Here is a 23,784-nt window from a genome sequence, read left to right as displayed (position 1 = left end):
TGCCCATAAGAAACGAGTTGCCATTTTCATCAGCTACTTGGATAATAGATATATTCACAAAATTGTTCCATTTTTCTCAATAGATTTTGGTTTTCTTTTCCCCTTATTAGCAGAGCATAAAACTTAGCTTTTTAATAAATCTCATTTTAACTCCAATACACTAACTATGAAACAATCTATATTGCCATCAAAAACGGAATTTATATTGCCAACTTCATGTCCAGTCCTTAAATCCTTTACCATTTGATATGGATGCATAACATACGATCTGATCTGACTGCCCCAACCTATATCGCATTTCTTGCCATATTCTTCGGCCATTTTCTGTTCTTTTTTTTCCAATTCAATTTGATATAAACGTCCTTTAAGTAGTTTAAGTGCTTCATCTTTATTTTTATGTTGAGAACGACCATTTTGGCATTGAGCTACAACGCCTGTTGGAATATGCGTAATACGTACCGCGCTTTCAGTCTTATTTACATGCTGACCACCTGCTCCAGAAGCACGGTAAGTGTCGATCTTTAAATCCTTTTCATCCACAACAATATCTATTGAATCTTCAATCACTGGAGTTACTCCTACACTTGCAAAACTGGTATGACGTTTACCATTTGCATCAAATGGTGATATTCTAACCAATCTATGAACTCCACTTTCGCTTTTTGCCCACCCGTAAGCTTTTTCTCCGATGATCTTTATTGTTGTAGATTTTATACCAACTGCATCACCATCTAATTTTTCTACAACTTCAACTTTAAAATTGTGATAAATTTCTGCCCATCTTGTATACATGCGCATGAGCATCTCAGTCCAATCATTGCTCTCTGTTCCACCAGCTCCTGAGTGGATTTCTAAAAAGCAGTTATTGTTATCTGCTTCACCAGTAAATAAGGATTCTGTCTCTTTAAGTTTGATTAATTTCTCTAGCTTTACTAACTCACCTTTAACTTCAGAAAAAAATTCTTCATCATTCTCATCAATAGCAGATTTCATCAAGCTGATAGAATCGTTGTAATCGCTTTCTAGCTTTGAAAACGATTCTATTTCATGCTTAATTTTAGAGCGTTCTTTTAAAATCTCTTGTGCTTTTTGATTGTCTTGCCACAGATTATCATTCAACGCTTGAGAATCCAGCTCTTCAAGACGCAACTTCAATTTTTCTATGTCAAAGACACCTCCTGATAAGAGAAATACTTTTATTTAAGCCTTGAAAGTATTCAAGGATTTCTGGATGGGTTTTCATTATACTTTAGACTTTAATATATTTATTATCACTAACAATAACAGCAAACAAAATAGAAATTTAACCATATAATAGTTAATTCAAAATAATTTTATTATACTTGAATGTTCAATAAAATCAAGTGTGTATATTTATTAAAAAAATAAGGTAAAGTAATGAATATTAAAACAAGTTCTCATTATGGTTTAGACAAAAAGGCTATTGATGATTTAATAGAGTCTCTCGATAATCAAGAATTAGAGAATGTTCGTAATATTGTAAAAACGATAGATAGCGTTCAGTTAGCTTATTTTTTATCTACTTCGATCAGTGATCACAGGGAGAAATTAGTTAATATCCTCGATCAACATTTGTTAAGTGATGCCTTAGTACATGTAGTACCAGATTTACAAGTAGAGATCATAGAAATATTGGGAATAGAAAATACAGCAAAGTTACTAATGCTTCTTGATATAGAAGACATAGTAGCTATAGTGAAAGATTTAGATAGAAAGTCTATAGAAAATATACTTAACTACTTACCCAATGCAACTCAAAAATTAGTAGAGGAATTGTTATCATACCCAGAAGAAAGTGCAGGAAGGTTGATACATAAAAATATGGTTATAGCTCCATATTATTGGACGATAAATCAGCTAATGGAATTCTTGCGCAACTATAAAAAAATACCAGAAACATTTTATCAAATTTTCATCATTAACTCAAAATTAGAACCCATAGGCATTTTCAACTTAAATAAGGTAATATCTCACTCAGGAGAAACAATAATAAAAGAGATAATGAGTCAAGATATAAAAATAATTAAAACTGGAATGGACCAAGAAGAAGTAGCAAGAATATTTAAAGATTACGCTCTATTATCAGCTCCAGTAGTAAATAAGAATGGTAAAATTATAGGTGTAATCCTTATTGAAGATGTAATCAAAATTGTTCAACAAGAAGCAGAAGAGGATGTGCTTAAAATAAGCGGTGTATCTTCTAAATCTGATATAAATGCCCCTATACATAAAACTATAATTAAAAGACTACCTTGGTTACTGTTTAACCTCTTAGCTGCAACAATATGTTCTATAGTAGTTGGCTTTTTCGATAACGTAATACAAAGTTTTATAGTACTGCCAATAATTATGCCAATCATTGCATCGATGAGCGGAAATGCAGGATCCCAAACAGTAACACTAACTATCCGGGCAATCGCAACAAAATATCTAACTGAGCAAAATGCAAAAAGAATACTGATGAAAGAATTTTTAATAGGTCTTATAAACGGGGTGATCTTATCTACTATTTCATTAGTAGTGTTAGCAATAAGGTTTCACAATGTCAAAGTGGAGATGATTTTTGTGGTCTCCATGATTATGATGTCAATTATTGCAACGTTCATCGGAACTTTCATTCCTATAATGCTTCATCGTTTAAGATCCGATCCTGCTGTTTCGTCTTCAATTTTAACATCAGCAACAACTGATATTCTCTCAGCTCTTATATTTTTTGGTCTAGCCACGATCTTTTTATTAAATAGCTGAATCTTGCTATATAAAAAAATTGCTTTACAAGCTTTACCGTCCACGTTATCATTACTCATAGATGCATTGAAGAAGAAAAATAACAGTCGATAAAGAAATAAAAGTACATGAAACTGAGCTGCTTTAGTTTTAAAATAAAAACTAAAATAAGATGCTAAAGTATGCAAAAAAATTCTTGCTTTGCTAGATCTTTTTAGCTACAATGCAGTCTAACGTAATGAAAACATGGGGTGTGAGTTAGATGCATTCTATTATGTATATCACTCAGAAAGCAATTCTCGATTTTTTAAGAATATATCTATTTTAGTCAGAAGTCAAAAGAAAAGCACACTGTTACTCAGCAATTAAAGTTACTTAGGATTACCGTAAGGTTTCTACAGCAAATTGGTTTGGTACAGCTGCATAAGAATCAAATGTTGAAATCAATCTTCAGAAAAGAGGTTTACGACAAAACAATCAAAATATGAAATTAAAATATAGGCGGCTTTATGTTAGGTAAAGAAAATATAGGAGAACAAGTAGCAGATAATCAAATGGATTATGTAGATGCTGGATCAGCAATAGTTGATTATGAAAATATATTATCTAGTGAAGAACTTCAGTGTGGACGAAGTCAGGAGAGCCCTAGAGTAACAAGATCTTCATCTATAGGCAGCAGTAGTACATCGACTGATGATGAAGAAATGTTTAGCTGTATAAGCATTACAAGTGATGAAATAGTGAAAAAAGCAACTTTTTTTGTTAAGACTTTTGTTGAAGAATTAGAGGAAAAATTATCTCAATTTTCTAAAGAGGCAAAACCAGGTTCAAAAGTACGTAAAACAGGTAAAGTAGTAGCTAAGGTTGTATCAACTGTGGGTAATTATATTCCACCAAGTGTGGAGAAAGTAGGTACTTCTCAAGTTATGGAGTGTGTGAGTTTTGTTTCTACAAACCAACATAGGAAAAAAGCAAAAATATTTTCTACAATAGTTGCGCCTTCAGAAGGTAACTTAAGAAAGATTTTAATAGAAGCTGGCTTGGAAATTTTTCAAAGTTTTGAGAAGCAATTCACTAAAATTGTGGATACTAATCAGTTGTCTTGTAATAGGGAGATTGAGAAGTTAGCAATGGATACTGTATCCAGAGTAATAAATTACACTACATCTTGCAACGAGAAAGGAGAATTTCCCAATCTTCACATAACTAAAGGTGTTATTTTAGGTAAATCAAAAAGAAAGTACCCGTTTACTACACGTACTGGACATCAAGTAAAAGATAAACAAAGTGGTGAAATGTTGATGACTTCAGAGTTATATGAAAAGGTGGGAATAGAGAAAGCAGAGGGTGAGATTATTAAGTATTATCAATTGAAGGAGCATGACTTTGCTGAAAAATACGGCTATCGGCTTCCCTTTACGTGGGAATTAGAAAATTGGGAAGAGTTAGAACAAAAATATGTACTTAGTGAAACATCTAAAAAAAGAGAGTATGTGCGTATTTTAGATGAGGAAAAAAAGAAAGGATTGGCTAGTAGTATATTAAAAGAGATCAATGAAAACGATTCAGCAAAAAAAAGGATATACAAGAACTGCGTGAAGAAATCAGAAATTTACGAATACTTCATGAAAAAGAAGGTAAAAATACATTTTCCTTTAATTTGGGCTATTTACCAAAATTCTTTATAAAAAGAGAAGTGATGTTAGATGAATTAAAAAAGAAGTTAGACAGTAAAAATCAAGAAGTGGAAATGTCACGAGTGGTCTTAATTAATGGGAAACATGGAACAGGAAAAAGTGAATTGGCTAAGAACTGCGTATATAGTAAGAAGAATGACTGGAAGAAAATTGCATGGATAGATGCTACAACATATAGTACTCTTTCACAATCATTTCGTACAGAAAATGATAATGATATGGATTTTAATGTTGTTCGAGATAGAGAAATAGAATCTATTGTCCAGGATGTATACCAGTATTTTCGAGACGTAAAAAGTCTTTTCATCTTTGATAACACCAGTAAGTATAAGGAGATCGAAAAATTTTTACCATCCTATTTTCCTAATTTGTTTTTTCATGGAGAAAAGCCTTACGTTTTAATTACTTCTCGTAGCAAGAATTGGGAAAAAGAAATAGAAAAGACACAGTTGAATGATGGATTTTCTCTAGGAGAAGCTATAACATTTATTGAAAGGGCCTTAGGGATAAAAGATAAATTAGAGAATCGCTATCTAGTAGAGTTAGCAGAAGCGTTGAATTATCTACCATTAGCTTTGGTGCAAGGAGCAGCATATATAAAACAAGAAAAGATTAGTATTAGCGAATATCTAAAACGCTATAATGAAGCAATACAAAAATCAAATCCTGATCTTTTGGAAGCATTAGGTATCACCAAAGAATTATTTACAACTTTGAAGCTTAACCTTAATAAAATAAGAAGAGAAAAAAATGTTGGGCAGCAATCGCATGATATTGTATCATATATGGCTTACTTGGATCCCAATCAAATTGATATAGAAGAAATTTTCCTCCAGAAGAAATCAGAAAAAGGTAAGCAACAAGTTTTGGATGCTCTTAATCTACTCAATAAGTTTTCAGTGATTGAGCTAGAGGAGTCAATAGCAAGAGTTCATAAAGGGATACAAAAAACAGTAAGAGTAGAGAAAGAACGAACAGGAATAGAAGAAGAAACTTTAAGAGAAATTATGACATCATTTTGCCTTACGAATCCAAATCACGTTAAGTCTGTTTGGAGTCATGCAAGTAAATATAGTAGATTAGTTAATGAATTTATTGATTCTATTTATGATGGAGGTACTATCTTACATTTGCTAGCCAAAGATGGTAATGAAAAGGTTATTAAGCTGATATTAGAGAAAATATATCCTGATAAATTAAGTAAAGTTATTAATGCTATTGATGAAAAGAATTTTACTTCTTTAGATTATGCTATCATACATGGTCACTTAGGTACTGTTCAGCATCTTGTAAGGAAAGGGAGTGATGTAAATCTAAATAACACAAAAGGTATGAATCCTTTGCACTTTGCTGCCGTATATGGTCACTTAGATATTGCTAAATACCTTGTAGCGCAAGGGGCTATAATAAAATCATTAAACAAAGATAGTATGTGTCCTTTGCACTTTGCTGCTATATATGGTCACTTAGATATTATTAAATACCTTGTAGAGGAAGGAGCTAGTATAAATATAAAGGATAAAAATAACATGCGTCCTTTGCACTTTGCTGTTATATATGGTAGATTGGATATTGTGAAATATCTTGTAGAGAAAAGAGCTAATATAAATCTACGTAGCAAAGAAGGTGAGAGTCCTTTGCACTTTGCTGTTATGCATGGTCAGTTAGATATTGTTGAATACCTTATAGAGAAAGGAGCTAGTATAGATAGACAAGATGAAAAAAATATGAGTCTTTTGGACTATGTTATTGTATATTCTAACTCAGAAGAAATTATTTATTATCTTGAAGATATGCACTTAGCTCCAGACTTAAAAACACAATCACATAAAAGAAACCTAGAGACATTTGATGAACATACACTACCTAAAAAAAGAAAATTAGAAAATATAAGTGAAGCATTGCAATTTGAAGATAAAAGCACGGTTAACTTAACTCATAGGTCACCTATATCTTCATTTAACAGCGTCTCTGTACAACCTGCAAACAAGGACTTAAGACTATAATTTTACAGTAAGCTATTTAATTTTATGAGGGGAATTTCAAAAAAACAGAGAAATAAAGTAATAAATTGATATAAATTCGCGTAGAACAAGTGGTAGACCATACGATTCCAAAGAAAACACTTCTCACAGCCCTTGATTTTGGCTGCTGAAAGTAGATATATCGTTTAAATTCTTAACAAAAAGATATACTAAATTAGTAATAATTTATTTAGGAATAGTAAAGAAAAGTCAAGCAAACTTATTGACATTTATTATTAATATATTTATACTAAATATTAATCATTTTAGAGGTAATTTATGCCACAACTAGAAGAAACGAAATCAACAGAACTTTTGGATGCTGTTAGAACACTAAATATGAAGGAAATTGTGAGATTGATAAAAGCTGGAGCAGATATTAATGCAAAAGATAAGTATGAACGAACTCCTTTGCATATAGCTGCATTTCGAGATGAAAGTGAGAGAACAAAAGTTCTAATAGAAGCTGGAGCATATATTAATGTAACAGATCAGAGTAAACGAACTCCTTTGCATACTGCTGCTGAATATTCCTCTACAAAGGCAGTAAAAGTTCTAATAGAAGCTGGAGCATATATTAATGCAAAAGATGAGGATGAACGAACTCCTTTGCATATGGATGCATTTCGAGATGAAAGTGAGACAAAAAAAGTTCTAATAGAAGCTGGAGCAGATATTAATGCAAAAGATAAGAATGAACGAACTCCTTTGCATGCTGCTGCTGAACATTCCTCTACAAAGGCAGTAAAAGTTCTAATAGAGTATCCGTTCAGAGGTGTGGCAAGGATAAAAAACAATTGACATAATATATTAAAGTAGTAATAACACAAAATGTTGATAGTAAAGTAAGGCTAGATGCTTCAATTGTTGATCAGTATTGTAGAGTTATGTAAAAACTTAGAGCAGAAAGTAGCAAAGCTTGAAGAAAAAAATAAAATCTTAGAAATAGAGAATGCTGAACTAAGAGAGAGACTCGGCTTAAACTCAAGGAATTCATCTTTACCAAGTTCAAAAGAGCTGTACAAAATAAAAAAAGACACACCAGAAGATAAGTCAGAGGGCGGCAGGAAGATAGGTGGTCAAGTTGGACATAAGGGGAATTGCCGAGCTAAAATGGAAGCAGATGAGGTGGTGAAGGTAGAGTTACCAAATAGATGCGAGTGTGGTGAAGAAATCGCAATATCGGAAAAACCATATGTCTATCAAAAAGTTGATTTACCAGAAATTAAGCCTTACGTAGTTGAGTATCAATTAGAACATGGTCGCTGTCGTAAATGCGGAAAAAGAAGGAGTAGCAAATTACCAGAAGGAGTTACACCGGATACCTTTGGTCCTAGAGTTAAGTCAGTAGTTGCATCACTAAGTGGGTTTTATAAGAATTCAAAGCGAGAAATAGCGAATATTATGAAAGACATCTTTAACATGAGTATAAGTGTTGGTAGTGTGTCCAATAGTGAAGCAAGGGTTTCGTCAAAATGTAAAGAAGCCTATGAACAAATAGAGGAAGAAATAAAAGCAAGCGAAATTTTGCATATTGATGAAACCAGTCACTACAACAAAGGCAAATTGGGATGGTGCTGGATGTTTGCCAACAATAAAGCAAGTCTTATGAAGTTAGCAGATACAAGAGGAATGAAATTTTTAAAGAATAGTGCATTTTGTGATTACAAAAACCTGGTAATTACTGACAGATATGCAGTTTACAACCACTTCAGTGATGAAAAACGACAAATTTGTTGGGCTCACTTATTGAGAAATTTCGAGAGGTTATCTCATAGTTGGAATAGTGAAGTAATGAGACTTAGCCATTGTTTAAAAGACGCAGCTAATGGATTGTTTGTATTAAAAAACGCTTTGTCAGAAAATGAAATTAGTATTTCAAAGTTCACTAAGCAAGCTAAAGAATTACGAAGATACATACAGTACTGCATGATAAAAATATCTTATATACTTGAAGCAAAAGGAGCTTCACGAACGGTAAAGGGTATTATAAAATCCGAGTCAATGATGTGGACATTTTTGGATGACCCAGAGAATATTCCATTAACGAATAACCATGTTGAGCGACAGATACGGCATTATGTTGTCTATCGTAAGAATTCATATTTTGCACAGTCAGAGCGAGGGAATAGATTTCTTGAGCGGATAATTTCGTTGTATCTGACTTGGAAACAAAAGGAATTAAACCCTTTTCAAAACCTGCTAGCTGTTGTTTCTTAAACCACACCTCTGAACGGATACCTAATAGAAGCTGGAGCAGATATTAATGCAAAAGATAAGGATGAACAAACTCCTTTGCATATAGCTGCTGTAAAGGGTTATACAGAGATAGTAAAAGTTCTAATAGAAGCTGAAGCTAATGTGAATGCAGTAGACAAAACGAGATGGACTCCTTTGCATATAGCTGCATTTCGAGATGAAAGTGAGACAACAAAAGTTCTAATAGAAGCTGGAGCATATATTAATGCAAAAGATAAGAATGAACGAACTCCTTTGCATGCTGCTGCTGAACATTCCTCTACAAAGGCAGTAAAAGTTCTAATAGAAGCTGGAGCAGATATTAATGCAAAAGATGAGGATGAACGAACTCCTTTGCATATAGCTGCTGTAAAGGGTTATACAGAGATAGTAAAAGTTCTAATAGACTTAGGAGCAGATATTAATGCAAAAGATAAGAATAAAAAAACTCCTTTGCATCGGGCTACTGAAATAGGCTTTACAGATATTTGTGAGGTTATACTAAATCACATAGCAAGACTAGAAGTTGCTGGCTTATATGTAAGTGAGGAAAATTTACAAAAGAAAAATGAATTTATAACCACTTCAACCGAGAGGTATAACAATTATTTACAGCATCTTAAAAATTGTGAAGAAGAAGTTAAAAAGATTAAAGAAAGAAATAAGTCACTATATGACTTTTTGAGGGAAAATGACGTTAATAAAATGGCTGGCATATGGGAGCAAAATGAAAACGTACGTAATGAATTTGATAATGAAGAGAATTTAAAAAAGCTATATCCAGAATATGCACATATTTTAATTAATAAGGCTGATGAAGTAAAAAAAGAAATTTTCCTGCACAATAATAAACCATTGGTGGATTTTCTATCAACACATTATAGATATGATTTTCAAAAGGCGAAATTCTTTGGCATGGAGAGATTTTTTGAGGTGCACAAAAATGACTTTAAAGAAGAAAGAGTAGGAGTCCGAAATAATACACTATTTTACTTTGTAGACTTTAATGTTGAAAAGAGGTACGCTCCTAAACTAAAATTACAGGCGTTTGTAGAGACAATTGGAAACGAGGGTGTAAACAGCAATCTTCATCACCCAAAAACTGAACAAACTCAAGGAGCTAGTCAGTCTCTTAATTAAAGAGGGATACATGGAAACCTGCTGCAAAAACAAAAAGAGGTGTTTCTCACTTGTATAAAGTATTTTTAAACGTGATTTTTTAATATCATAATTACTATGAAAACTGGGGCTTTCCTTTTGCAGCAGTTCTTGAGTTCCAGCAACAGACCAATCCATCCCAAAACGAACTCTTCTCTCACTAGCCGGTTTTAGTTGTTGGGAATGGTTGTTTTATTTAAATTTTTAGTAATATATACTATTAAGTCAGTATTAATTCGTTAAGAACTTTCATTAAAGATTATCAAAAAAACTTCTAAATAGGGATTGACAAGTTTTAGAGATGGAGTATTTTATGAAAAGTATATTGAGCTATTAATTTTTTATGTATAATAAACATGATAGTGAAAATATTTTTCTTTATATTATGAGGTAGCTGTTTTATTCAGAAAAAGATTTTTTTCTTACTTTGAAATTGAGTGGTTTTTATCGAGGGTTAAATGATTAATGAATTATTTGCTGCTGTACGTAGTGGAGATGCTAATCAAGTTGCGGATCTTATCAATAAAGGGGATGATGTTAATGCCAGGGACAATAGAGGCAATACTCCTCTACATTTAGCTGTTCTTGCAGATAAATTACAGGTAGTAGAAAAGCTTATAGAGAGAGGAGCTGATATTAATGCTAAGAATAATCATGGCGGTACTCCTCTGCACTGGGCTGCTCTTAATCAGAATGTCAGTATAGTAGAAAAGCTTATAGAGAAAGGGGCTAATGTTAATGAGAAGAATAAATATGACAATGTCCCTCTGCACTATGCTGCTTTTTTTAATGGTTGCTTATGTACAGCAGAAAAGCTTATAGAGAAAGGAGCCAATGTTAATGCTAAGAACAATGATGGCGCTACTCCTCTGCACTGGGCTGCTCTTCATGATAATTTACAAGTAGCTGGTCTTTTTATAAATAAGCGTGCTAATGTTAACGCTAAAGATGAGAATGGTTGGACACCTTTGCATACTGCAGCTGCTCGTGGCAATTTGGGTGTAGTTAAGCTCATTCTTGATAAAAGTGATTATGTTGATGCTAGAGGAGCTTTAGCCGTAGCAAATACGCTTAATGAAGAAAACAGCTTAGAAATACGAAACCTTCTAGAAGAAAGAATAAGAAGAAATGAAGAAATCACCCAACATCTTAACTTGCAAGAAGAAAGCAGCTCCCTATCAACACGTGTCCATAATCGCCTCAGTATTGCACAAGAAGATGAAAATTCGTTGCAAAATGATAAGATAGGTCCTGATAAAATAGGAGTTACAAGCGGAACAAGTAAGCCATCTTCATTTATCAATATTTTTGCTTACACTACGGTAGATACTATTAAAGGTATTTTTCAGTTTGTTTCTTCGTATCCGTTCAGAGGTGTGGCAAGGATAAAAAACAATTGACATAATATATTAAAGTAGTAATAACACAAAATGTTGATAGTAAAGTAAGGCTAGATGCTTCAATTGTTGATCAGTATTGTAGAGTTATGTAAAAACTTAGAGCAGAAAGTAGCAAAGCTTGAAGAAAAAAATAAAATCTTAGAAATAGAGAATGCTGAACTAAGAGAGAGACTCGGCTTAAACTCAAGGAATTCATCTTTACCAAGTTCAAAAGAGCTGTACAAAATAAAAAAAGACACACCAGAAGATAAGTCAGAGGGCGGCAGGAAGATAGGTGGTCAAGTTGGACATAAGGGGAATTGCCGAGCTAAAATGGAAGCAGATGAGGTGGTGAAGGTAGAGTTACCAAATAGATGCGAGTGTGGTGAAGAAATCGCAATATCGGAAAAACCATATGTCTATCAAAAAGTTGATTTACCAGAAATTAAGCCTTACGTAGTTGAGTATCAATTAGAACATGGTCGCTGTCGTAAATGCGGAAAAAGAAGGAGTAGCAAATTACCAGAAGGAGTTACACCGGATACCTTTGGTCCTAGAGTTAAGTCAGTAGTTGCATCACTAAGTGGGTTTTATAAGAATTCAAAGCGAGAAATAGCGAATATTATGAAAGACATCTTTAACATGAGTATAAGTGTTGGTAGTGTGTCCAATAGTGAAGCAAGGGTTTCGTCAAAATGTAAAGAAGCCTATGAACAAATAGAGGAAGAAATAAAAGCAAGCGAAATTTTGCATATTGATGAAACCAGTCACTACAACAAAGGCAAATTGGGATGGTGCTGGATGTTTGCCAACAATAAAGCAAGTCTTATGAAGTTAGCAGATACAAGAGGAATGAAATTTTTAAAGAATAGTGCATTTTGTGATTACAAAAACCTGGTAATTACTGACAGATATGCAGTTTACAACCACTTCAGTGATGAAAAACGACAAATTTGTTGGGCTCACTTATTGAGAAATTTCGAGAGGTTATCTCATAGTTGGAATAGTGAAGTAATGAGACTTAGCCATTGTTTAAAAGACGCAGCTAATGGATTGTTTGTATTAAAAAACGCTTTGTCAGAAAATGAAATTAGTATTTCAAAGTTCACTAAGCAAGCTAAAGAATTACGAAGATACATACAGTACTGCATGATAAAAATATCTTATATACTTGAAGCAAAAGGAGCTTCACGAACGGTAAAGGGTATTATAAAATCCGAGTCAATGATGTGGACATTTTTGGATGACCCAGAGAATATTCCATTAACGAATAACCATGTTGAGCGACAGATACGGCATTATGTTGTCTATCGTAAGAATTCATATTTTGCACAGTCAGAGCGAGGGAATAGATTTCTTGAGCGGATAATTTCGTTGTATCTGACTTGGAAACAAAAGGAATTAAACCCTTTTCAAAACCTGCTAGCTGTTGTTTCTTAAACCACACCTCTGAACGGATACGTTTCTTCTCCTTTTAAGGCAGCTATAAGTATGGAACCTTCTAAAGCTATTACAGTTCAAGGTATTGATAACAACGGTATACTTCTTTTATTAGATGTATTTATAAGGAAAATCACAGGTCAGAAGTATATTTCCACAGTAGTTCAGTCTATATCACCATTAGAAGCACAGGGCTATGCATTAAATATTATAGAGGAATTTGAGAAAGTAGTAGAGCAAGCTGCATTAAAAATTGGGATATCAATGCATCGGTTAAATATTGATTGTGTAGAAATGCAGAAAGAGGTTACTGCAAAAATCACGGGTGGTAAGTTTAATGACATTTCAGGAGTTTTAAACTCATATGTAGAGCAAGCATGCCACGATAGAGAAGCAGGTAAGTTAAGTCCAAAGAAGTTTAACAAATTTATGGTTATATTTAATAAGGAACTAGATTTAATAGTAAATCAATCAATGCAACAGATATTACACAATAGAGATAGTACATTAGAAGTTGAAGAACAGCAAATAAACTTAGAGCCTCAAAGTTATTTAAGTAATACTTCTGTTCAAGGTCATTTAATTCAGGATAGAGGTTTAATAAATCAAGGTAAGGCTTAATTCCTTAGCTTTTTGATTTCATCTAGTAAAAGGTTGGTAATTTGATCTTATAACATCAATGGGCACACCAGCCTTTGTTTTGTATGCATTCAAGCAATGTGTGACTATTACGCCACCTAAAAAAATAATCATACACTGTCTTCCATAGAGGAAAATCTTTTGCTCTACTGGCAAATACCTTTCATTATGTATTGTATAACATTAATAATTGTTCTTATTTTGTGCTTTCTTGGCCACACCTTGTGCAACTCTTGGCTCAAGAAATTTCCATTCTTTATCACTTACATCACCTGGATATATTTTTTACTGATCCTATCATATTATCTTCCTGATTTCCTTTCAAGATATGTTCTAAAAAGTAGAATCCGTTCAGCAGGGTGACAAAATAAGGTAGAAAAGACAGCCATAGAAATAAATGTTGTCATTCCAATATGATGCTTTCTCTGTCATCCCAGTACTTGACACTGGAATGACAACATTTTTGCTTCGATATTTACACATTAGCCATGCATCTGAACGGATACAAAAGTAGAATTTACAATTCTATCTAAAAGGATACCGAAAAAGAGCAAGAGTCCTATCTGGGAATTATTTTTAAATATGGACATGCATTGATTAGAATCGTCTGGATTGAAATTTTTGTGTTGGTGGTGAAATATGAATCCTATGGCAAGTAAAGCAATATAAAAGATGTTATTTAATGATGATAGTATACCAGCGTACAACCATGCCATTAAGGATATTAAATAAAATCTTTTCAACCAAGATTTTGTTGTATTGCCAAAATATAATGCAGTAGATTTCATTCCTAATTTCTCATCATCTTTTTTATCTTGATGAGCGTATATAGTATCATAACTAAGCGTCCAAAAGACGCATCCTATATAAAATAGCAAGGATTCTATGCTAATCTGGTTTGTTATTGCTGCTGAACCCATGAGTGATCCCATGTTGAAAGTAAACCCTAAAAATAATTGTGGCCACCAAACGTAACGCTTTAGCAAGGGATAGATAACTATCATGCACATTGAAATTATTCCAAGTATAAGAGTAGTTTTATTGGTTAATAATAAGATTACCAGGGCAATAGACAGTAACAGTGAAAGTAAAGCCAAAGCCTGCTTTATGTTTAATGCACCACTTGCAAGTGGCCTATATTTTGTTCGTTCAACGTGCGCATCTATTTCTCTATCGAAGATATCATTGATTATGCACCCTGCGGGTCTCATTAAAAATGCACCTATAGTAAACAAAACAAGGAGAAAAAGAGCCTGATACGATAGAGAAGTTGAGGCTAAAAGAATGCCGCTTAAGCTAGAAAATAGCACAAGCCATAAACCTGTTAAACTGTGTATTCTCATTAATGAGAAATAATGGTTGAAATACATTAATTAAGTGTGATTATGTAATATTTTGCTTACATTGACAAAATTATCGAATGCTAAATCAGGCTTAAAAACTAACTCAGGTATAAATCGCAAATCAACATAACACAATATAGATTTACGTATTGACCATGCAGATTGGTTCATTTCATTAACAACAGTGCTGATATCATCATTATCATTTTGGATGTTTAATGAAGATAACACAATATATACATCTGCTTTCTTCAAATCTTTGCTTAGCTTTACATCAGATACTACTACTTTTTCATTAAGAACATTACCTTCCATTAAGACTTTTGATATTGCCCTGTGTAATACCGATGCTACTTTTAGGTTTCTAATTTCCTTTTTCATATTCAACTACTATAACGTCCTTTCTTCTTGCACTAATTGATAAGCTTCCAAAATATCTCCAACTTTAATATCGATATTACCCTCTAGCGATATTCCGCATTCAAAGTTTACACCTACTTCTTTAACGTCATCTTTAAATCTACGTAGTGCTTTTAACTTTCCTTCATGCACCAATTTGCTGCCACGTACTACCTTAATTAAAGAATCTTTTTTTATAACTCCATCAGTGACATAACATCCGATTATATTACCGGCTTTGGATGCATTAAATATTTGCCTTACAGATGCAGAACCAACACGAACCTCTCGTGTAACAGGCTTTAACATTTTAGTTAGATACATCCTCATGTCTTCAATAAGCTCATATATTATATTGTAAGTATGTATTTCTATACCTTTTTGTTTTGCTAATTCTCTTATTTTTGAATCCACTTTTACATTAAAAGCTAAAATTACTGCGCTTGATGCTTCTGCAAGCAGCACATCTGAATCTGTTACTCCTCCTACTGCTTTGTGTAGAATATTTAATTTCACTTGCTCTTTACCAAGCTTATCAATTGAGCTTGATATTGCTTCAATAGAACCAGTGACATCGCACTTTAAAACTACAGATAGTTCTTCTGTTTCACTATCATTACGACTGAATATATCTAAATTACTGTCGTCTAAATCTTCTTGCTTTTTCTTGATTAATTCTAACCTGTATTCAACAATTTCACGAGCCTGCCTTTCAGAGTTTACAACAACAAATTTATCTCCAGCATTTGGTACACCATTTAAACCAGTAACTTCAACTGGAGTAGAAGGTAGTGCCGCTTTTTCTCTTTGACCAAGGTGATTAACCATACTGCGTACTTTGCTGTATGTTGTACCAACTACCAATATGTCACCAATCTTTAATGTCCCTTCTTCAACTATTAATGTAGCTGATATTCCTTTAGCTTTATCTATTTTGGACTCTATTACCCATCCAAGTGCTCGACAATCCTCTATTCCTTCTAGCGTCATTAATTCAGCAATTAATAAAATTGCCTCTTCTAGTTTATCTAAGTTGATTTTCTTTTTTGCTGATACTGGCACAATTATAACATCACCACCAAGTTCTTCGGGGATGAGGTCATACTGAGGCAAACTATTAATTATTCTTTCTACATCGCCAGGTTGTGATTTATCAATTTTATTAATGGCAACTATAATAGAGACATTTGCTGCTTTTGCATGGTTTATTGCTTCAACTGTTTGTTTCATGATTCCATCATCAGCTGCAACTACTATCACAACTATATTAGTAATATTGGCACCACGTGCACGCATTGCAGTAAACGCCTCATGCCCTGGTGTATCAATGAAAGTAATTTTTTGCTTATTTTTTGTCGTTAATTGATAAGCACCTATATGTTGAGTGATGCCACCTGACTCTCTTTCTGCAACATTGGATTCACGAAATGCATCAAGCAATGATGTTTTACCATGATCCACATGTCCCATAAAAGTAACGATAGGTGGTTTTGGTCTTTTAGGTAAGTTTTCTCTGTTGCTTATGAAGAGTAAATTCTTTTCTTTATCAGCATCACTTACTCGTTTAGCCGTATGATTAAATTTTTTTGCTATTTCGCATGCTATATCTGGATCTACTAGATCATCTACTCTATAGCTCTCCCCAACTTCTTCTTTGAGCATTTTTAGCACACTCTTGCTATCTTCTGCCATACGAATAGATAACTCCCTGATAGTTATTTTGTCTGGTATAATAACTTCTCTTGCTATATTTTTACCCTTAGTAAACTTTGATTGTTTACTTCTTATACCAAATTTTTTCTTAAATACAGGGAGGTGTTCATTTCTTTCATCTATTGCCTGTGTAATTACTAGCTTAGAATGCTTAGAGTATATATCTTTGCTAGCTTTAAAAGACTTTTTATCATTGTTCTCATATTCAATACTATCTTCTTTTTGTTCAACTGAGTTAGTATTACTTAAAACTTCCTTATTTATTTCTTTAGGTACAGAGTGTGATTCATTTTTATCTTCAGCTTCTTGATTGCTTTCTTCTTTTTTTATTTTCTCTTCTTGTTCTCTCTGATTCCTTTCTTTCAGCAAAGTAGCATTCTGTACAGCATTAATGCGGGAAATTTGTTCTTTTTCAGTTAAAGAGCCTAATTTACTCTCGTCAAATAAACTATATTCTTCTGCAGAATGAATTTTTCTTCTTTTTTTTACTATTGTAGTACCAGTACTTTGACTATCTAAAGAGTTTAAATTAATGTCTAATTTAAGCTTGCTTAAGCCTTGTAGGGTTAATTTTTTATTACTGATATCTTCATTATTCATATTGTTTTTATATTAATCCAAGCTTTTTACGTGCTTCTATGATTATTAAATCTGCTGTATCTTTTAGATTCTCTTTATTATTAGTTGAGGAAGAGAGTATGCTACAAAACTCATAATTTGATAAATCTGCTATGTCCTCTAAAGTTTTAATATTATGTTTACTAAGAGCAATTTTATTATCTATTGATAAGGCTAAGTTGATTACATCGTCTTCCATACCTAAATTTTTTAGCTCTTCTATTTTTCTATCATTCTCTGCTTTCAGGTAATTATTTGCTCTATTATGAAGTTCATTTGCAATATCTTCATTGAAGCCCTCTATTGAAGCAAGTTCCTTAATTGAAGTGTTAGATATATCTTCTACACTTGAAAAACCTTCTGTTACCAATAATTGGCCCATAATCTCTTCTAAGTTTAAAGCTTCAGCAAATAAAACTGAACATTGACTAAATTCTTTGTTTCTTCTTTCTGATTCTTGCTGAGTGCTTAATATCTCAATTTTCCATCCAACAAGCTCTGAAGCTAATCTTACATTCTGACCCTTTTTTCCTATAGCTAAACTCAATTGATCTTCAGCAACTATTAACTCTATACAATTTTCATTTTCGTCAATAATGACCTTTGATACTTCTGCAGGAGTAATGGCTTTAATAACAAATTGACCCAAATCTGATGAGTAATGTATGACGTCGATTTTTTCACCGTTTAATTCGTGTATAATAGTTTTTATTCTATCTCCTTTAACTCCAACGCAAGCACCTACTGGATCGATATTCTTATCAGATGAAAAAACAGCAACTTTAGATCTTGAACCAGCGTCTCTAGCTATACCTTTAATTGTTATCAATCCGTCAGCAACTTCTGGTACTTCTTGATTCAACAATGCCTCTAAAAAGCCTTCATGAGTCCTAGAAAGAATGATTTGACGTCCATCGTCAGAGCGCTTAACAGCCTGTATGTAAGCTTTAACCTTATCGCCTTCACGAAATGACTCACCACCAATTAAGTTTCGTAAAGGGAGGTATGCTCCAATTCCGTTTATGTCTATAATAAGATCTGAATATTCTACTTGTTTAACGATGCCATACCTCATTTCTCCTACCTTATCTTTAAATTCCTCATATTGCTTTTTTAACTCTTCATTTTTGATTATTTCAGAAATCTTTTGCTGGGCAATTCTTGCTGAAACAAGATCAGTGTTAAGAGAAATCAACTCACTAATAGTATCTCCAACTTTTGCATCTTCTTTTATTAACTTAGCTTGTGTCAACTTAATTAAGTCACACTCATTTTCATTTGATTCATCATTAATGACTTTTAGTTGTCTATATGAGGTAACTTTGCCTGTGTTTCTATCTATATTAACTACAATTTTACTTTTGCTACCATACTTTTGTTGAGCTACTGCTTCGATAGCACTTTTAAGTGCATTTATTATAATATTAAAATCCAAACCTTTTTGAAGTGAGAGCTCTCCCGCTGTTTTTATTACATCAAGGCTTCCAACTATGTTATTCTTGTTGCTTTTCTGCTTAACACTGCTTTTACGATTAGCAATCATATAAATAAATCCAATTTAATTAGTTATAATTATAGCTTCAACAGGTAAAGAACGCTATCTTAAATGTTAAATGATTGCTAATTTAAGTCAAGTTTTTTCATGTCTTTGTATGACAAGCAACGCCGGAGTAAAGAGTAAAGTTAAGACCGTTGCAGCCAATATTCCACTTGCTATGGTTGCTGAAATATCAACCCACCACTGGCTTGATGGAGCATCATATGTGATTTGTAGCGTAAAAAAACTGATATTTAACCTAGTAATCATCGGTATTAAACCAAGAACTGTAGTTGCAACGGTAAGTAGTATTGGCCTGATGCGAGAAATTGAAGCGTTTATTATACATTGCTTAATGTTATTTTTGCGCACCTTAATTTGCTGATGAAAGGCATCAAGCAATAGTATATTATTATTCACTATAATTCCTGCTAAAGCAATTATCCCCACTCCACACATGACAACTACAAAAACTTTCTGAATAAGAAAGAAAATGAAAAATACACATGTCGTTGATAAAAACACTGCTGTCATTACGATAAATGTATAGTATATGTTGTTAAACTGTGCCACTAGCACCAATATCATCAATGTAATTGCTAATATAAAAGCCTTTAATAAAAATGCTCCTGATTTTTGTTGATCTTCCTTATCACCTTTGAAATCAATCTTTACTCCTTTACTACAGTCTTGAGTAATCGAATTTTGAATGAACTTAACTCTTTCATCAACAAGATAGCCAGTATCAACGTCAGCAGAGATTGTTACTGTGCGTGATCCATCAATCCTACTTAGTTTATTTGCCTTTTTTTCGGGAACGTATTTCACTATGCTACTCATAGAATATGGTCCATTTGCTGTATTAATAAAAAGGTTATCTATAGTTTTCATGTTGCGATTCTTTCTGGGAAAGCGTAGTACAATATCAATTTCTTCATCTGCGTTATTTGGTCTATATTTTCCAATTAATACTCCATTTGTAACCATCTTTATAAAATCACCGATGGTTGCAACACTTACTCCAGAGCTTGTAGCCTTACTCTTATCAATACTCATATTCCACTCTATTTCAGGTGCTGATCTACTATCTTGAATATTTATAAATCCAGATGAAGGTTGGTCCATAATTTTTAGGATTTTCTCTGCTACTGAATTCAAGTTGGATGCACTTCCGCTTAAGTTAATTTGTATTGGCTTGTCAGCTGATGGTCCTGACTTTTGTTCCTGTACATCAATTATTACTCCTTTTATGTTTTGTACACTACTCCTTATATCATTTAGTATTTGCGTAGCTTTGCGCCTGCAGAGCCAATCTACAAGTTCCAATTGAATTTTGGCAATAACGTTGTCTGAAAATTTTCCTGATCGAGCATAAAAAACATAAATTTCCTTTTCAACACCCAAAATACGTTCTTCTACTTTCTTAAGTATCAAATCTCGTTCTTTGGCTGATAAGCTTTCTTTTACTTTAACGCTGATTAAAATGTTATCTGAATCTACATTCGGAAAGAACTTTAATCCAGGACCAAAAGTAAAATATAATATACTAGACAAAAATAAAACAAACACAACAACACATACAAATTTTTTGGGGTGATCTAAGACTTTCTCTAACATACGTACATAAGTTCTTATTATAAGCCCAGTATTTTTTATCTCACCACTTTCTATAGCACTCATTCTTATTATTTCTTTTTTTGAAGTTATGGAAGGTTTACCAAATATTGCACCAAGTGTTGGTATAAAAACCAAAGCCATAATTAGCGATCCAGTTAAAGTTAGAATTATTGTAATTGGTATGTACTGCATAAATTTACCGACTGTATCGGGCCAGAGTAACAGAGGGAAAAACACTGCTAATTTAGTCAATGTTGATGATAAAACTGGATAAAACATATCATGAACTGAGGTGCAAAAGGCTTCTACTTTATCCATGCCACAAATCATCTTTCTATCAGCATATTCGCTGATTACAATTGCATCATCAACCAGCATGCCAACTGCCATAATTAAACTGAAGAGCACAACTATATTTAGAGTAATACCCATGAGGTAAAGAGCCATTATTCCTATTAGAAAGGAGCCAGGTATTGATAGTGCAACAAGAATAGCAGCCCTTGTTCCCATAAAGAGCATTATTATGGTTAATATTAGTAATACGGCAAATATTATACCATTTTCCAAGTCGTCAAGCACATCACGTACATTTTTTGACTGGTCATTCAAATAAACTACTTTTAAATTTTCAGGTAATTGATCTTTTGCTTTGTCCATTAAGTATTTTACTTGATTTACCGTGTCTATTATGTTTTTTCCATTACGTTTTGAAATTTCTAGTACAATGCTAGGTAGTCCATTAATACGAGCAAATCCTTGGTGATCCTCAAACCCAAGGTATACTTTTGCTATATCTTTGATTCTCAAAACTGCATCACTTTGAGATCTAATAGGAATATTCATAATATCTTCTATGTCTTTTAATAACCCTGATATTTTAATCGAATATTTACCGGTATCATTTTCTAGTGATCCGGCTCCTACCAATCTGTTGTTGTTTGATATAGCTTGAAATATCTCATTTGATTGAATGTTATATTTTGTTAGAACTGTGGGCTCAATTATAACTTCCACTGTTTCTTTACGCATACCTGCTACTGCAACTTTAAGAACATTTGGCAGAGATTCTATTTCTTTCTTTAGTTTGCGTGCTATTTCAGTTAAAGTTCTTTCCGGCAAATTACCAATCAAGCCAACGTTTAGTATCGGAAATAAGCTCAAGTCTATTTCATTGATTATCGGAGATTCTGCTTCAATAGGTAATTTTGATTTTATGTTTAAAAGCTTTGAACGGACATTATCGAGCACTTCTTTATTATTATACTCTGTTCTAAATTCGATTATCATGTGAGCACCATCATTAGTTGCAAAAGCTCTCAATTCTTTTACACCTTCGATGGATCTTAGTTCATTTTCTATAGGAAGCACTAATAGCTTTTCACTATCCTCGACAGAAATACCAGGAAACCCGACAAATACACTAATTATAGGAATCTGTATATCAGGATTGCTTTCTCTTGGCATCTTTATATAAGTGTATGAGCCGAAGGTAAAAATCACGATAAGCAATAATATTACTGTTCTATTCCTCTCTACAAGTAAGCTTTTCATGCCAAACATTATACGTATTTATATCATATTATAGCTAAGATAAATTATATATTAATTAATCCTCATATAGCTTTATGTAAATGATTAAAATTTTTACAGTTTTGCAAGCGTAAGAAAATTTCTATATAATATGACTTTAGTATGGTATTTGAGGGATTATTATGGTAGCAGTTTTAAGTGTGATAGAAGGCAAGAATAAAGTGATCATATCTGGGTTGGTTGGTGTTTCATCAACTTTAGTATTTTTAACAGTGATTCACATTGCTGCAAAGATAGCCATTATAGTTACTGCTGCTGCAGTTACTTACGCATTACTTTCATTGCTTAATAAAGCAGGAGCTAAGTCTGTTAAAACTGATGATATGTCAGAAGATGAAGGGTATAGCAGTGTTGATGAAGGTGAAGAAAAAGATACCGTAAAAGAACCAAAAAGAACTGAAACTGAGCTAGAAGAAGAATTAAAAAATAAAAGGGCAGAAGAAGAAATGAAAAATGGACTACCTAAACATATGGATTTCAAAGGTAATTCACTTTCTAAAAGTGCTGATACTAAAGATAGTCATTTCGTTTCTAGTGCTACAAATATTGTTATGGAACCTTTACCTAAACACATGGATGCACTTGGTAATCCACTTCCTGAGCAGCCACCGAGCAACCTTACCAATATAGGGCTTGGATCATCTAAAAGTACGCAGAAACTATCTGCTGCAGACTTGCTATTACAGTATGGGAATGTAAATAATGATGTGAGGAAAGTGCTAGAATGGCCAATTACCTCAAAGGAGTTTAATGGGTTAGGGTTTAACAGGTAGTTGCTATATCAAACTCTCCATCTTATATTGAGGATCAGATGCAATGCCATACACTCTATTTGGCGGAGCAATTTTGTTCTCTATACCAAAAACTATACCTTCAATTATTGCTGTGAGTACTTTTTCAAGGTTACAATCTGCTCCAGGAACACGGTGCTCTAGGCGGCATCTTTTGGAATCGTTGCCAAAATAGGGAATTCTTATCGCAGCAGTTCTGTTATTCACTCCCCAACTAATCGTAGTTGGAGTATGAATATCTGGGTACTGAAATCTTAAATATGAATCATCATTTGGAGCAAAAAACAACATATGTTTTTTCATCATTGCACATAATCCACCTATGCTGTGAATCAGGTGGTCACTATATTTTTGCTTATTGCCATAAAATAAGTTATTATTATTTGAATCCATGAGGCTAACATGTACATTTAGTGCGCTGCCTGCTCTATCCAAATAAGGTTTTGCTTTAAAAGAAACATTACCATCGAACTCTTGTGCTGTTCCAATCAGTAATTTTTTTACTAACTCAAAATGCATAATTAAATTATCAGGACTCGTATAACAATCACTTTTTATCTCGTATTGGTTTAAAGAACTCTCTTTCTCACAAAAAAATCCAAGAGAAGCTATTTTATTTTTGATGCTATTCAGAAATAAATATTCTTTTTTTATTCCCTCAGTGTAAAACTCCAGTTCAATACCGAATACAGTATTATGACTCAAATTACTTAATATAATCACAAATTTACTTCAATAAATTTATACTAAATCAGCTATATTTATACAAGTACTTTACTTATTTATCAGTAAATTTAATATCTTATTTATACATAATATATTACTATTTTTTAATAACATACTTCTAATCCTC

The 23,784-nt window shown here is 33.0% G+C and carries 17 protein-coding genes and 1 pseudogene; 11 read left to right on the top strand and 7 right to left on the bottom strand.

Going from position 1 to position 23,784, the window contains the following annotated elements; all coding sequences use genetic code 11:
- Positions 1–141: 141 nt before the first annotated feature.
- Positions 142–1,243 (bottom strand): peptide chain release factor 2 gene (gene prfB / locus OPR42_RS01790; RefSeq protein ID WP_264729892.1). Its coding sequence is split into 2 segments (ribosomal slippage): positions 142–1,176 and positions 1,178–1,243, totalling 1,101 coding nucleotides; the frame shifts between segments, so codons are not numbered across the junction.
- A gap of 155 nt (positions 1,244–1,398) precedes the next feature.
- Here prfB and mgtE point away from each other — a divergent pair.
- The 10 genes and pseudogenes from mgtE to OPR42_RS01745 all read left to right on the top strand — a co-directional run bounded on the left by mgtE (position 1,399) and on the right by OPR42_RS01745 (position 13,305).
- Positions 1,399–2,769 carry a magnesium transporter gene (mgtE, locus tag OPR42_RS01785; protein WP_064085731.1) on the top strand — a complete coding sequence of 457 codons (1,371 nt, stop codon included), beginning with the start codon at positions 1,399–1,401 and terminating at the stop codon, positions 2,767–2,769.
- 488 nt (positions 2,770–3,257) lie between these two features.
- Positions 3,258–4,436, top strand: coding sequence for a hypothetical protein (locus OPR42_RS01780; RefSeq protein WP_265041637.1), 1,179 nt, complete (start codon positions 3,258–3,260; stop codon positions 4,434–4,436).
- A gap of 11 nt (positions 4,437–4,447) precedes the next feature.
- Positions 4,448–6,451, top strand: a complete 2,004-nt coding sequence (locus OPR42_RS01775) for an ankyrin repeat domain-containing protein (protein ID WP_265041635.1) — start codon at positions 4,448–4,450, stop codon at positions 6,449–6,451.
- Between the two features lie 297 nt (positions 6,452–6,748).
- Positions 6,749–7,270, top strand: coding sequence for an ankyrin repeat domain-containing protein (locus OPR42_RS01770; RefSeq protein ID WP_265041634.1), 522 nt, complete (start codon positions 6,749–6,751; stop codon positions 7,268–7,270).
- 66 nt (positions 7,271–7,336) lie between these two features.
- Positions 7,337–8,689: an IS66 family transposase gene (tnpC, locus tag OPR42_RS01765; protein ID WP_265042338.1), complete on the top strand. Its 1,353-nt coding sequence runs from the start codon at positions 7,337–7,339 to the stop codon at positions 8,687–8,689.
- Between the two features lie 9 nt (positions 8,690–8,698).
- A pseudogene (locus OPR42_RS08795) lies at positions 8,699–8,764 on the top strand (hypothetical protein); the annotation flags it as partial.
- Positions 8,765–9,847, top strand: coding sequence for an ankyrin repeat domain-containing protein (locus tag OPR42_RS01760; RefSeq protein ID WP_406848674.1), 1,083 nt, complete (start codon positions 8,765–8,767; stop codon positions 9,845–9,847).
- Between the two features lie 476 nt (positions 9,848–10,323).
- Complete coding sequence (locus OPR42_RS01755; protein WP_265041633.1) at positions 10,324–11,265, top strand: ankyrin repeat domain-containing protein; 942 nt, start codon at positions 10,324–10,326, stop codon at positions 11,263–11,265.
- A 66-nt stretch (positions 11,266–11,331) separates the two neighbouring features.
- A complete protein-coding gene (gene tnpC / locus OPR42_RS01750) occupies positions 11,332–12,684 on the top strand; it encodes an IS66 family transposase (RefSeq protein ID WP_265042338.1) in 1,353 nt (450 codons plus the stop codon).
- 51 nt (positions 12,685–12,735) lie between these two features.
- Positions 12,736–13,305 carry a latrotoxin-related protein gene (locus tag OPR42_RS01745; RefSeq protein WP_265041632.1) on the top strand — a complete coding sequence of 190 codons (570 nt, stop codon included), beginning with the start codon at positions 12,736–12,738 and terminating at the stop codon, positions 13,303–13,305.
- A gap of 500 nt (positions 13,306–13,805) precedes the next feature.
- Here OPR42_RS01745 and ubiA read toward each other — a convergent pair whose 3' ends face one another.
- The 5 genes from ubiA to OPR42_RS01720 all read right to left on the bottom strand — a co-directional run bounded on the left by ubiA (position 13,806) and on the right by OPR42_RS01720 (position 22,101).
- On the bottom strand, positions 13,806–14,693 hold the full coding sequence (gene ubiA / locus OPR42_RS01740) for a 4-hydroxybenzoate octaprenyltransferase (protein ID WP_108784240.1): 888 nt from the start codon (positions 14,691–14,693) through the stop codon (positions 13,806–13,808).
- A 3-nt stretch (positions 14,694–14,696) separates the two neighbouring features.
- A complete protein-coding gene (locus OPR42_RS01735; RefSeq protein ID WP_006015187.1) occupies positions 14,697–15,047 on the bottom strand; it encodes a ribosome-binding factor A in 351 nt (116 codons plus the stop codon).
- Between the two features lie 9 nt (positions 15,048–15,056).
- A complete protein-coding gene (infB, locus tag OPR42_RS01730; protein WP_264704615.1) occupies positions 15,057–17,378 on the bottom strand; it encodes a translation initiation factor IF-2 in 2,322 nt (773 codons plus the stop codon).
- Between the two features lie 7 nt (positions 17,379–17,385).
- Positions 17,386–18,939: a transcription termination factor NusA gene (gene nusA, locus OPR42_RS01725; protein WP_265041629.1), complete on the bottom strand. Its 1,554-nt coding sequence runs from the start codon at positions 18,937–18,939 to the stop codon at positions 17,386–17,388.
- Between the two features lie 87 nt (positions 18,940–19,026).
- Positions 19,027–22,101 carry an efflux RND transporter permease subunit gene (locus OPR42_RS01720; protein ID WP_265041627.1) on the bottom strand — a complete coding sequence of 1,025 codons (3,075 nt, stop codon included), beginning with the start codon at positions 22,099–22,101 and terminating at the stop codon, positions 19,027–19,029.
- A 161-nt stretch (positions 22,102–22,262) separates the two neighbouring features.
- On the opposite strand from OPR42_RS01720, the gene OPR42_RS01715 reads away from it, so the two are divergent.
- A complete protein-coding gene (locus OPR42_RS01715) occupies positions 22,263–22,913 on the top strand; it encodes a hypothetical protein (RefSeq protein ID WP_265041625.1) in 651 nt (216 codons plus the stop codon).
- Between the two features lie 3 nt (positions 22,914–22,916).
- Here the strand turns inward: OPR42_RS01715 and OPR42_RS01710 are convergent, their stop codons facing one another.
- Positions 22,917–23,654, bottom strand: a complete 738-nt coding sequence (locus OPR42_RS01710) for a type I glutamate--ammonia ligase (RefSeq protein WP_007302792.1) — start codon at positions 23,652–23,654, stop codon at positions 22,917–22,919.
- Positions 23,655–23,784: the final 130 nt, after the last annotated feature.

The sequence above is a fragment of the Wolbachia endosymbiont (group B) of Melanostoma mellinum genome, from assembly GCF_947251465.1.
Taxonomy (GTDB): Bacteria; Pseudomonadota; Alphaproteobacteria; order Rickettsiales; family Anaplasmataceae; genus Wolbachia.
Note: the sequence above shows the minus strand (reverse complement) of the source record. Positions and strands in the feature narration are given on the sequence as shown.